Source organism: Candidatus Endomicrobium procryptotermitis, from assembly GCA_031279415.1.
GTDB lineage: Bacteria > Elusimicrobiota > Endomicrobiia > Endomicrobiales > Endomicrobiaceae > Endomicrobium_B > Endomicrobium_B procryptotermitis.
On the sequence record JAITIP010000036.1, the window covers coordinates 33,887 to 47,255 of the forward strand.

The 13,369-nt window shown below is 33.8% G+C and carries 8 protein-coding genes and 1 tRNA gene; 4 read left to right on the plus strand and 5 right to left on the minus strand.

Annotation, left to right across the window (positions count from 1 at the left end; genetic code table 11):
• The first annotated feature begins 189 nt into the window (after nt 1–189).
• The gene (locus LBD46_06830) at nt 190–4,020 is read left to right on the plus strand and encodes an MFS transporter (protein ID MDR2426869.1); all 3,831 of its coding nucleotides are present in this window, start codon (nt 190–192) and stop codon (nt 4,018–4,020) included.
• Between the two features lie 590 nt (nt 4,021–4,610).
• Here LBD46_06830 and LBD46_06835 read toward each other — a convergent pair.
• Complete coding sequence (locus LBD46_06835) at nt 4,611–5,759, minus strand: carbohydrate porin (GenBank protein MDR2426870.1); 1,149 nt, start codon at nt 5,757–5,759, stop codon at nt 4,611–4,613.
• Nucleotides 5,760–6,093: 334 nt separating this feature from the next.
• Between LBD46_06835 and LBD46_06840 the strand changes: the two genes are divergently transcribed.
• Nucleotides 6,094–6,387 (plus strand): hypothetical protein, encoded by a 294-nt coding sequence (locus LBD46_06840; protein MDR2426871.1) that lies wholly within the window; start codon nt 6,094–6,096, stop codon nt 6,385–6,387.
• A 280-nt stretch (nt 6,388–6,667) separates the two neighbouring features.
• Here LBD46_06840 and LBD46_06845 read toward each other — a convergent pair whose 3' ends face one another.
• Nucleotides 6,668–8,785, minus strand: coding sequence for a transglycosylase domain-containing protein (locus LBD46_06845; protein ID MDR2426872.1), 2,118 nt, complete (start codon nt 8,783–8,785; stop codon nt 6,668–6,670).
• 154 nt (nt 8,786–8,939) lie between these two features.
• On the opposite strand from LBD46_06845, the gene LBD46_06850 reads away from it, so the two are divergent.
• Both LBD46_06850 and LBD46_06855 read left to right on the plus strand, forming a co-directional pair.
• On the plus strand, nt 8,940–9,458 hold the full coding sequence (locus tag LBD46_06850; protein ID MDR2426873.1) for a GyrI-like domain-containing protein: 519 nt from the start codon (nt 8,940–8,942) through the stop codon (nt 9,456–9,458).
• 268 nt (nt 9,459–9,726) lie between these two features.
• Nucleotides 9,727–9,818 (plus strand) — tRNA-Ser (locus tag LBD46_06855).
• A gap of 197 nt (nt 9,819–10,015) precedes the next feature.
• Here the strand turns inward: LBD46_06855 and metE are convergent.
• The 3 genes from metE to LBD46_06870 form a co-directional block, all read right to left on the minus strand.
• On the minus strand, nt 10,016–12,277 hold the full coding sequence (metE, locus tag LBD46_06860; GenBank protein ID MDR2426874.1) for a 5-methyltetrahydropteroyltriglutamate--homocysteine S-methyltransferase: 2,262 nt from the start codon (nt 12,275–12,277) through the stop codon (nt 10,016–10,018).
• Nucleotides 12,278–12,462: 185 nt separating this feature from the next.
• Nucleotides 12,463–13,068 (minus strand): anaerobic ribonucleoside-triphosphate reductase activating protein, encoded by a 606-nt coding sequence (locus LBD46_06865; GenBank protein ID MDR2426875.1) that lies wholly within the window; start codon nt 13,066–13,068, stop codon nt 12,463–12,465.
• Between the two features lie 114 nt (nt 13,069–13,182).
• On the minus strand, nt 13,183–13,362 hold the full coding sequence (locus LBD46_06870) for an anaerobic ribonucleoside-triphosphate reductase (GenBank protein MDR2426876.1): 180 nt from the start codon (nt 13,360–13,362) through the stop codon (nt 13,183–13,185).
• Between the last annotated feature and the right edge of the window lie 7 nt (nt 13,363–13,369).

Here is a 13,369-nt window from a genome sequence, read left to right on the forward strand (position 1 = left end):
AAAAATCTTTTCAATATTTTATTAAAATGGATTGACAAAAATTTATTATAAATGTTATATTAATCTAACTAATCTTAAAATATGATGCCTTTTTTCAAAAATGAAATAAAAAAGAGAAAAAAGTGATATTTTTTAAGATATTTAATTTTATATTAAACTAAATAATTTAAATGAGGCTAATAAATATTTATGATTACAAAAAAATATGTAAGAAAACTTGTTTTATTTAGTGTTTTAAATTCATTTTTGCTAACTTTTGTTTTTTGTGATTTTGTATATGCAAAAAATGTAAAGAAGCTTGACAACATTGAAAAAATGGTTGAAAATTCAATGTTAATTGACAGCAGTTATTATGACAGTAATACTCTTATTATTCATATCCTAGATTCCCATAGCGATTATGAAGCGCAAAGAAAAATATCGGACATAATAGATTTTTACGATAAAAAAAAGCAAATAGAAAAAATATTTGTTGAAGGTGCTCCTTTGGGAAAAGTAAATTTGAATTTATTTAAAAGTATTGATGAAAATCTTAAAAAAAGTATTTTGGACAAAATGCTTTCTGAAGCGCAGATAGGAGCATGTGAGTATTATGCCTCTTATAATAATAGAGACATTCTTTTTGGTATGGAGGACAATGATTTATATAATAAAAACCTGAGACTTATACAAAATATGTTATCGTTATACAAAGAGAGTGAAGCTTTTTTTAAAAATATTTCTGAAAAAATTGAAGTGTTAAAAAAAATTCATATGTCTGGTTCTTTTTTTGATATTGATAAGGCAATTGAAGAAGAAAATATAAATTCATATTCAAAAATAAAGGCATTTTTAAAAAAGGACGACAGTTTTGACGAAACTTTATATAAAGATTTTTTTACTTATTTATATTCAAAAGAACAAAGAGAAAAAATCGATTATAAGTCCGCCATTAAAGAAATATCCTCTTTAAACAAGTATTTAAACTCAAAAATGTCTTACGGTAAATATATGAGAGTCAGCGATTTAATTTCCAATTCCGATGATAAAAACTCCTTAGCCGAAGCTTATAAAATAATAACTAAAAACGCTCCTGATGCCGAAAAATTTTTTCCACTAATAATGGAGATTTTCAGAATAAATTATGTCAACCTTAATTTGAATCCTTATGACGTTTACTTACAAAAACAATCGTTAAAGAAGCACATTGTCGAACGATTTGCTTCCAAAGAAGAAAAAGATATTATGTATCTTGCAGACATGGTCGAATCGCTAAAACAGATATATTCGCTCGGCATAACAAGAACAGATTTGCTTAATTTTATAAATACTAGAAACAATATCAAAGAAATAAGCGCAAAATACATGAATATAGCTGAAAGCAATACTCTTGTATATTTAGCGGAAAATAAAATTACCGACCTTATATATTTTAATAATCTTCAAAGAGATTTGATTTTTTTCAATGCAGTTAAAGATGCAATAAATTCTGAGAAAAGCGGAAAAATAGGAAGCGCCGGCATATCAGGTATAAATGATTTTTCTAATGTTTTTGTAGTTGTTACAGGCGGGTTTCATTTGGAATTTACGGATTTTTTAAGAAAAAATAAAATATCATATTTAAGTATAGCCCCCAAAATCGAAAAAAAATCCGATAGAACGCAGTATTTAGATGCGATTAATTTTCCGGGAAGAATCGGCAGCAAAAATATTACCTTTGAGCATTCTGCCTTTGCTCCGCCTCTTTTAAATGCCGTAACTAGTAATGAGAATGAACCTTTGAAAGGGAAAATAATAAAAAATATAATACAGGCTTGGGTTTCGACCGCACAAGAATCGGGAGTATCTAAAGAAGATGTTTATGCGGATATGCTCGATTGGCTCATAAAAAATGGAATAAGCGAGAGCGATATAAAAAATATAGAAGAACTTTCTTTTCTGGCGGCAATGCTGCAAGAGCAAAGGATAAAGGCAGAAGAAAAAAATGTCGAAAAACAAGAACCGCAGACAAAAGCTCCCAACATAAGCGAAACAAATGCCAAGCCTGAAAAAAAATCGATTTTTACAAAAATAAAAGGAAATCTTAAAGCTAAATTTCTCAGATGGAATTTTCCTGAGATTGCCGCAGCTAATGCTGTTTTTAAATCCGCGAAATCATATCAGGAGTTAGTGAATATAATCAGAAATCTTAAAAAAGTGAATACCATTGAATTTGATATAAAGCGCGAAGGATCAGACTTTTATATTGAATGCAGCAAAGGTTTTAAGGTTTCAATAGATGAAGCGCTTAATATAGTTGAGAAATTCGCAAAAAAGAAAAGTAAAACCAATATTATATTAAACTTTGATAAAAGCATTGACAGTGACTCCGGCAGGATTCTCGGATTTACGCTTAAAATAAAGAATAAATTCATAATAATCAGCAGTAATAAAGAGTTTGCAGCTTCTGTCGATTCAGCCGTATACAAAAATGTAAGCATGGTTTACAAGATGCCTTCTGGTCTAAGCGCAGAGGATGCTCTTGAAGAAATAGAAAATATCACGGCAGCGGGTATTTTTGGATTGCATATCGATAAAAGTATTTTTGATTCGGTAGGTGTATACCTGTTTTCCATAAAACATCACGGCAAATATCTTGATCTGTATATTCAGGACGGAAAGGTCGATGAGCAATACAGTGATTTTATATTTGAGGGCAGAGGCAAAACTATTCTGATATCTTCTGAACCCGCAACACATCTGGAACAAAAGAAAAGATCTCTGGCAGCACACAGAAATATTTCAGCAGCACTTTTTATACATCTTGTTGTAGGTTTTGAATTTTTTGCTTCTTTCAGGAATGTGTATATTACTAAAGAACTAGGGTATGAAGCGTCATATTTAAGCATTATATTGGGATTATGTGCTTTACTTGCTGTTATGGGATCTCTTATATCAAATTATCTAAGCAATTTATTCGGAAAGCGAAATGTTCTTATGGGCAACCTGTTTTTACATTGTGCGGGCGATGCTCTTTTACTTTTTGCGGGTGGGTCTCCTATATTACTCGGTTTTGCGTTGGGTGTTCCTGCCATGGCTGCTGCAGGAATAGGTGCTCTTTTTATACCATTTTTATATTCTTCACTTAAAACTATAGGAAAAGAAGATAATTTTGAATCGGTTTATGGGAAAATAAGGAGCAAATTTTGGATAGGATTTGCGATTTCAGTACTTTTGGGTAGTTTGCTTGCAGAAGTTGTAACTATGACTTTTGTAATTGCTATGTCAAGTATTTTAATAACATTTTTGAGTATTTATTCACTTATAATGACAAAATCCATTGCAGACAATAGGCAGGAAGAGAAAACTAAAGAAGAGAAACAGTTTTCTAATTTAAAAGAAAGTAAAAAGATATGGAATGCCGTCAAAACCGTGCTTACAACAAAAAATCTGAATACTATGGTTATAATCAACTTTATAATTGACAGTGGATTATTTGTTTTTCTTGATTTAGGTATGCAGCTTATGCTCCACAATGAGGGTAACGGTTTGAGAACACTAGCTATTGGCATTGTAGTTTTTTCTGCAAGCTTAATGCAAAGCGTGGCAAGCAAGTTTGTCAGTAAAGTTTCATCATTTGTAAATAATTATTCTAGAAGAATAGTATATTTTACTTCTCTAACGGCACTTGTGGCTGGTTTCTTAGTATTTCATAATTTCTTTTTCTTAATAGCGTTTTATCTGCTTGCAAGTTTCTGGCAGGGCACATCATCCGTAGTTGAACCTGCTAAAGTAGAAAAAACATTATCTGATAATATCAGCCCCTACTGGTTTTCTGCAAAAATAGTTATAAATAGCGTGCTTGCCGCAGTGGTTGAATTAATTATTGCTTTATTGCTGTTTAACAACTTCGCCTATGCTACAATATTAATGCTTATGATGGCGGCAATAACGGTGTTTTCTGCAATTTTAAGCTCCTCATTTAGTAAACGGAAAAATCAAAAAGACTTTAACGAACTTCCTAATATTATGCTTACAAACAGAATGCTAAGCGCTGCATAGAATATGCGATTATTGAAAAATATCAACCGCCGCTTTATTATTTTATTCCAACAGTTTCTTAAAAACTAAAATCTCCAAATTAATGCTGCCTCTCAAAAATACAATAATATCTTCCCCATAAAACTTTCAAGTTACCCGAATATGCAAAACTTTTTGCTAGTGACAAAAACCGGTGTCGTATTGGATATGAAGAAAGCTCAGTCACAACTGTACATTCTTATGGGGTTTTAAAAGAAACTGCCTATTGTGGTATTTAAGCTTTTTTTTGATGATCCCGGCAATTTATCAAAGCCGCGGCATAAAGATTAGCAGAAGTTTGGCAAAGGCAAAGAACTGCCTTTTCAAATTCCTATCAAGATTGAGTGAGAGACTTACCAAGCCATTCCTCATTATTGCTCAGCTTTAGCTTTCACTACTGACGGTCCACAGTTTTACCTTTTGTTGCCACAGATTACAGACTGTTAAATCAAAAAAGGAAGGAACTTTTCAGGGGTAGAGAAAAGCTCCTTCCTTTGTTTTACTGATGGGACAAAAGTCCCTTTTTATATATACGGGGGGACGTATATTCTGTTTTATACTTCCTTTAAAACTTAAAAACCTATCTGCGTTCTTATGCCGAATGTAAAAATGTCATCTTCTGTAATATTTCCGCCTGCGGGTTTTATGACATATTGTAAAATAGGCGTTAAGGCGATGTTTTCAGTAAGCGCAAGTTTATAATAGAGTTCAGCTTGTGTTTCGGCATCTTCTTTACGATTGTTTATACTTGCATAATCTTTTGAAATCAAATTTTGGCCTACGGCTATTCCAACTGCGTCATCGTTTCTCTGCCAAAGCGAACCATTAAATCCGGCTCCAAAACTCCATGTATGAGAAAGAGGATTGTCATCATCAGCTATTTTAGGATTTTTATAACCATATCTGGCAAACAATGCTATGGATTCCGTTATCTGTTGATCCACGCTTAAAGCAAAACCAAAAACACTTTCATCTCTGGAGTCTACATTGCTTAACCAATATGTCAAACGATAATTCCCGGTTTCTCCGACTTTAAATCCCGCTTCAACAATGTTAAAACCTGCGGTATCTATATTGTTAAACTCTATTGAATCCTGATTAAAATAAGCATAAGTTAAACTCAAAAACTCGACCGGAGAATAAGAAACGCTCAAACCTAAAGAATAGTCAGGGAAAAGTATAGTGGAATTATTGACAAACATTGAGGTTAAGAACTGTTCGGTCTCATCGTTGGCAACTTCGTTTCCGTCAAAATATCCGGTAGGATCTAATCTTCCGAAAGTTATTGTCAACTTATTATCGAACAAAGCCTGTTCATACCAAAATTCCGCTATTGAAAAAATACTTAAAGTTGTGCCTGCATCTCCATTTAAAGGACTGTATAGCGACAGTTTATCATTTAATCCTTCCCCTATTGCGCCTTCAAGATGTAAGAAAGCCGTTCCTCCATTAGAAAACTCTTTGCTGAACTCCAAATCCACACTCAAAGAACCGTCAATTCTCCCTTTATCCGAACCATCATTTGCTTTTGAAACGCCCTGCAAAACAAATGTGGCGCCAGCATTAGTTTGAATTCCTAAAGCGTCAGAGACACTACCACTTTTTAATTTTGCTACGTCTTCTTTAAGAAGAGCTAACTCTTCTTCAACTGTCAAGGCAAAAGCGTTGCTTCCAAAAAATAAACATACTGCCATTGCTACTGCTGCGATACTTCTCTTCATTATCAAACCCTCCTATGTGTATTATTTTTAGACTATCAATTAATTGTACAAAATAAATATCTATTTTGTTAACTCGACTACATTTATTTAAAAAGCTATAAATTTAATGAGAATTAAATTTAGATAATAAAGTCTTCTTAAAAATTATTATAGTTTAAACTAACTCTTTTAAATAATTAAAAATAAATCTCCAGCAAAGAGTTAAAATCATAACTTATTTTTTCAAAACAATATTTTATTGATTAAACTTTTTATCTTTTTTTGATAAAACATTCTCTCAAAAACAATATGAAAAGAGCAGTTTGTTAGATTAATATAACATTTTATTTTTTTAATGTCAATACCTAATTTTTACTTGTGTCAACACAAAAATAAAAAGATACTGAAAAGAAAAAGATTGTTCCCTGTTGTCGGTAATCCTGCTGAACATGCTTCTAGTGGATATGTGCTTGGTATTTCTATCAGAAGTCAACAAGTAATATATCAATATTGTGAAAAAGAAAAAGATGAAAGTATCAAAAAAGCTTTAAAAATTAAAAAAATAAAAAGGATGAATTTGCCCATGCTATTGGTAAAATATCGACCATCTGGAACGTATATCGCAAGCATTGAAAGAAAAGGGAGTTAAAGCGAAAAGCGTTTTTATAATATCTATTCAAAAGACGACCCTGTTTTATACCATCAATATCAATTTGATATGGATAGCAAATATTCCAAAAAAACGTTTAAAGAACTTTTAGATTTTCTTCAGGCAGATGATTAATTTTAACTTTCAATGACAATTTTCAACAATTCAAAAATTGTAAAAGCATACATTTATACAGAATAAAAATCTTTACTTATCAGCAGATTGATTAGATGTAGTATTTTTTAAAGGGCATAAAGTATATATCAAGTTAGGGAAAAAACTAAAATCCTTCTTCTTCGATTGTAAGATCAATCCTTTTTGAATCTGGAATAATCTGATCATAATATTGTTTTGGGGCCGTGCCTTTTATAAAAGCTTCCAAAAATGCGCCTGGCGTTTTGCTAAGCGCTAAAAGTCCAGTTTGCGGATCTATTAAAGCCCAGTCTATATTGTCCGGTTGGCTGAAATCGACTATAGGTTTTCCCTCAAGAGCTTCTTTCATAAATTTTGTCCAAATCGGACATGCTAAATTTCCTCCGGTAACTCTGTCGCCTAAAGATATGGTTCTGTCGTCATATCCTACCCACACCCCAGCTGCAAGCTGCGGAGTGTAACCTATAAACCAAACGTCGCTGCCTTCGTTTGTAGTTCCTGTTTTTCCTGCGCAGGGTCTGTTAAGATATTTTGCATACCAGCCGCTGCCCCTTTCGACAACGGATTTTAGCATGTTTGTCATAACAAAACATATTTGCGGAGGTAAAATTTCTTTTTGTTTGGGAAGATTTTGCTCTAAAATTCTTCCGTCTTTATCAGTTATTTTTGTGATAACATAAGGAGTCGTTTTAACGCCTCCGGAGGCGAATGTGGAATAAGCCGAAACCATTTCCTGTAAAGTTACGTCGCTTGAACCCAGCGCCAAAGCAAAAGAATTTGAAAGTGGAGTGCTGATACCGAGCTTTTTTGCCGACTGTATCACTTTTCTCGGTGTAATCTGCATTATTGTCTCTATGGCGCATGTGTTTATGGATAAAGCTAGAGCCGTTCTCAAAGAAACAGGACCTCTGTATTTGCCGCCGTAATTTACTGGTGTCCATATTTTTTGAGTGTCAATTAAGTCCTCTTCCGAAATTTCTTCTGCAATGCTTTCAAGGGTTTTTATATCTCTTGAAACCAAATCCCAATTGGCGCCGTTGTAAACAAACACCATTTGTTCATCGTTAAGAAGTGTTGCGGTGGTAAGTCCAGCTTCTATTGCGGCAAGGTAAACGAAAGGTTTAAAAGCCGAGCCGGGCTGACGTTTTGCTTGAATTGCCCTGTTAAACTGCGTTTCTTTAAAACTTCTGCCACCAACCATTGCTCTGATTGCTCCTGTTTTTATGTCCATTGCTATCAACGCGCCCTGTACTTTTACTGGTTCTTTTCCTGCATTTTCAAAAACTTTGGCTTTTTCTGCATCAAATTTTTCAAGTTCATTTTCCAAAGCTTTTTCTGCCGCCGTTTGTACAGCTATATCAAGAGTCGTATATATCGAAAGTCCAGCTTTAAACAAAACATTTGTTCCGTATTTAGGTTCAAGCATTATTCTTAGAAATTCTACAAAATAATGCCCTGATTCCTCTTTGAGCCTATCTTCTTTTATCGGAAGAGGCACTTCAAGAGCTTCCTGTTCCTGTTGTGGAGTTATATATCCGAGCTGTCTCATTTTTGCCAGTACAAGATTTCTTCTTATTAAAGAAGCTTCTGCTTTTTTGAAAGGATTATAATAGTTAGGCGATTTTGGTATTGCCGCAAGAGTTGCGCATTCGGCAAGATTTAAATCTTCGACGTTTTTATTGAAGTAAACTTTTGCAGCCGACTGCGCCCCATAAGCGCCGCTGCCGAAATAAATTTGATTTATATAAAACTGTAAAATTTCATCTTTTGAATAATCTTTTTCAAGCTGTATGGTAAGCAAGAGTTCTTTGATTTTGCGCTTTAAAGTTTTTTCTGGAGTTAAAAATATTGTTTTTGCAAGCTGCTGAGTTATAGTGGAACCGCCTTCAGCAACTTTTCTTCTCAGCACTATTCTCGAAAAAGCGCGAATAATTCCTTTTGCCGATACGCCCCAATGCTGAAAAAAGGCATTGTCTTCTATAGAGATAAAGGCATTTTGCAAATCTATTGGAATTTCATTGATCGGTACCAACATTCTTCTTTCCGTAAAAAGTTCAGCTATCAAATTATCATCTTTATCATAGATCTTTGTAGATAGATTAGGAGTGTAATTTTCCAACTGGCTTATGGAAGGCAAGTCTTCGGTCATTTTTTCTAAAATTTTACCACTGACAATAATACATAATGGAACTGCCGTGAGAAAAAAATAAAAAATTATTTTTAAAAAAGTATTTTTAAAATTCATTTAGCACTCCGCTTTTCACATATATAAAAGTGATTATATTTTAAATTAAACACTGTGTCAAAATATAGACGGTGGATTTCAATAAAAATACTGCAAAAAAAACATAATAAGGCTATAATATGTAAACACTTTTTGATTGAAGCATGGAGGTTTTATGCCAAGGTTGTCGCAATACATTTTTATACATCAAAATGAACAACCAGTGCTTACTATAGAAGCAAGAACTTCACTTAAAGACCTGCGAAAAGTTGTTTCAGTAAACAGACTGAAAATTGCCGAATATCTTTCAAAAAAGAATGTGGCTTTTACAGATATTCCTTTTGTTGCATACCATAATTCCGATATTAATAATCTTGAAATAGAAATATGTTTTCCTATAAATAAGCATATTTCAGGAAAAGGAGATATAAAGTTTTCCATAATTCCCGAAGGGGAAATCGTTTTTTGCTTAATTCAGGGAGGTCATCTTGAAAGAAAGCATTTATATGAAGAGATGGCTCAATGGTTTGCTGACAATAAGCTTAAACATGGAAGTAGTACATATGAATATTTTTATCCATCTGAAGACACTTCCGATGATAAAACTCTGGTAAAGATTGCTATTGGCGTGATAAACGGACCTTATTCGCAGAAGAAATTAAAATGGATAGAGGATTTTAAAAAATTCCGATAGAAAATTGATTCATCTGTGCCACTGAGATTTCGTCAATAATATTTTGAATTTCTCTTTTTGTGCGCTGTATGCGTCTTCGTCTATAAGGTTTTGTCTTAATTTATACTTGTATTGTGCGTCGGGAAAATATTTGTCGTTAAATTGTTTTAGTTTTTCTATTAAAGTATTTTTAAAATTTAGAACTAAGGTAACAGCGCTTGTCAGTCATCTCATTTCGTTATTGCAAGGGCAGTCCTTATTTGTTATAATTCTTAAAATATTTCAAAATGGAAGGGTCGCATAGCTGGTCTAGTGCGGTGGTTTGCTAAACCGCTGTACGGATGAAAGTCCGTACCGAGGGTTCGAATCCCTCCCCTTCCGCATCCCAGTTTTTTCTGTTTTAAATATTTCCCAACGTGAAAAACTCACGTTGGTGTTTTTTTATTTCCCGAACTGAGCGAGTGCAAAAAAACCATATATTTTCAGCCAAAACCAAGTCAGACATTCTCTGTTTGCATAGAATATGATATCCTAGTCTTCTGCCTTTCCATTATTCTCGGCCTTCGGTTCCCTGTTTCTCAGTTTTTGTCTCTGATAATTTTTACCGCTTCCACCATGTTTTTTAATGCTGGTTTTACTTCTTCCCATTTTCTTGTTTTTAGTCCACAGTCCGGATTTATCCAGAGACGTTGGACAGGTATGATTTCTTTTAACTTTCTTATTTGATCTGCAAATTCTTCAACCTGCGGAATTCTAGGCGAATGGATATCGTAAACGCCGGGTCCTATTTCATTTTTGTATCCAACCTGCTTAAATGCATTTAATAATTCATTTCCGCTTCTTGTCGTTTCTATCGTTAAAACATCTGCATCCATCGCTTCTATTGTTTTTACTATTTCATTGAACTCGCTGTAACACATATGCGTGTGTATCTGCGTTTCTTTTTTTGCAGTACTTACGGCCAGCTTGAAATTTTCAACTGCCCATTTTTCATATTCAGCTATGTTTTCTTTTCGTATCGGATAGCCTTCTTTAAATGCAGCTTCATCAACTTGAATTATTTTTATTCCTGCCTGCTGCAAATCGTTTATTTCATCACTTAATGCCAACGCTATTTGTTTTGACACTTCATTTCTTGGCTTGTCGTCTCTTACAAAAGACCAGTTTAAAATCGTAACAGGCCCTGTTAGCATGCCTTTCATCGCTTTTTTTGTTTTGCTTTGCGCATACGTTATCCATTTTACCGTCATCGGCTGCGGCCGAGAAATATCTCCGTAAATGATAGGCGGTTTTACACATCTTGAACCGTAACTTTGTACCCATGCATTTGTCGTAAAATGAAAACCTTTAAGCATTTCTCCGAAATACTCCACCATATCGTTTCTTTCAGGTTCGCCATGCACTAAAACGTCTAAACCCGTTTCATCCTGAAAAGCTACACAGTTATCAATATATTTTTTTATTCCTGACTCGTATTCTTCAAGACAAATATTTCCTTTCTTATATTCTTTTCTGATACTACGTATGTCGTCTGTTTGCGGATAACTGCCAATGGTTGTTGTCGGAAGAAGCGGAAGGTTTAAATTTTTCTTTTGCAGCGGGTTTCTTTCTTTGAAATTTCCCCCGCGTTCAAACTTTTGAATATTTTTAACACGTGTTTGAACGGAAATATCATTAATTTTACAAGAAGTTTTCTTTTCTTCTATCGCAGCGCGGCTTTGTGCAAGAAAAATTTCTTCCTGTTCGGATAAAGAATCTTTGTGAAACAGTTTTGCAATAAGCACTGTTTCTTTTACTTTTTCGTAAGCAAAACTCAGCCAGCGTTTTATATCGCTGTCAGGCTCGTTTTCCAGTGCATACGGAACATGAAGAAGGGAGCAGCTTGTAGAGATGATAATATCCTGATGAGGCACGTTTTCGGCAATTTTATCTAACAATTTTACACTTTTGTCTATATCGTTAATCCAAACATTTCTACCGTCAACAACTCCCGCTATAAGTTTTTTTGAATTTAATTTCTTTAATGCTTGCAAATTCTTTTTGCCATAGACAAAATCAAGCGCCACAGCCCATATTCCCGTCTCTGTAAGAATTTCAACCGCTTCAGTAGAATGTTCAAAATATGAAGTCACTATGATTTTAATTTTATCACTGACGCATGAAAGCGAAGTGTATGCGGTTTTTAAAAGTGTTAATTCAAGATTTGTAGTATCTTTTACTAAAAGGGGCTCTTCAAATTGAACATATACTATATCATCAAGCTTTGAAATTTCAGACAGCAGTTCTTTATATATGGAAAGAATTTTATCGAAATATGCATTATATACGTTTCCTTCTTTATTTTTTGACAATCCTAAAAACGTTACGGGTCCTATAATATTTATTTTAGGTGTTACAGCAGCCTTTTTCGCTTCTTTATATTCCGATATGATTTTTAAAGCGTTGAGCATGGGTTTCATATTGCCATTTAATTCTGGAACGATATAATGGTAATTTGTATTAAACCATTTAGTCATTTCAAGGGCAGTTGCTTTATCGTTTCCACGCGCCATGGCAAAATAACGATCAAGGTCGTTTTCAATAACCTTAAATCTTTCTGATACCGCGTTTAACATTACGGCGGTGTCAAGCATATTGTCATATAAACTAAAATCGTTTACGCTGATAAGATCAATTCCGCAGTTTTTTTGGTAAAGCAGGCTTTTTTGGCGTATTTGTGAGGCGGTTTTATGCAGCTGTTCGGCCTTAATTGCTCCTGACCAATAACTTTCTAAAGCTTTTTTTAATTCTCTTTTTTCACCAATTCTCGGAAAACCAGTGATGAGTGTCTTAATTGACATAATTTTCTCCTTTTGTTTGCGCGACAAAATTTATTGATTGTTATCATGGCATTCGGACTTAGAGCTTATCGTTAAGATTTCTCCATACCGCAGCGCGACTGTGCCTGATTTTCACAGGACTTCCCCATTTTAGCGATAACATAAAAAAACTTTTTCCTCCCTAAGATGAAAATTACCCCTTATTTTTATACATTAAAAGAGCTTAGCGTTTTTTTGTCCCGCTTTATGTGCGGCTGGACTATGTGTCGCGATGGAAAAACAAGCTCTTCTATTATTTGTAAGTCCAATTTGCATAAAAGTTCTTCGTCAAAAGTAGTTCTGAAAAGATGAGGAACTTTTGAGTTTTTTATTATGAATATTGAATTTTCGATTTTTTTTATATCACCTTTATAGAAAAGATTATATTTTTCCAAAGGAGATTTGATGTCCATAGCTATAAAATTTATCAGATTTTCTTTTATGAGTTCTTCTAAAATCTGCGGATTTGTGCCATTTGTGTCCAGTTTTACAGCATATCTATAACTTTTAATCTTTCTTATGAAATCTTTTAAATCTTTTTGAACTGTGGGCTCACCGCCTGTTATTACAACAGCTTGCAGCAAACGCTGTCTTTTTTCTAAAAATGAGAAAATCTCAGCTACATTTAAAACTTGTTCAAACATGTCCTTATATACAAGCTGCGGATTGTGACAATAAGGGCAAAACATATTGCAGCCTTGCGTAAAAATTATCGCTGCTGTTTTTTCAGGATACTCTATTAAAGATAATTTTTGAAGGCCGCCTATATTCATTGAAATTTTTTCCTTCTGCCAAAAACATATAAATTTTTGCCGCTCAGACAATATTTTGTTTGAGCGGCAAAGTAAAAATCTGCCTGCTCCATCAGTATCTAGGCAAAATATGAGTTACTTGCAAGGGCAGTAATGTTTGCGGATTTTAAATTCTTCTTTTTTACCTTCGTTCCACAAAGTTACTGGTCGTAAATATCCTACAACTCTTGAGTAAACTTCGCATTTTGTGCCTTCAATGTTTGCTTTTTGCGTTTTCAGTTCTGAAAGCTTTTGTGTAATTTCATTTTTTGTCATGCCGCCT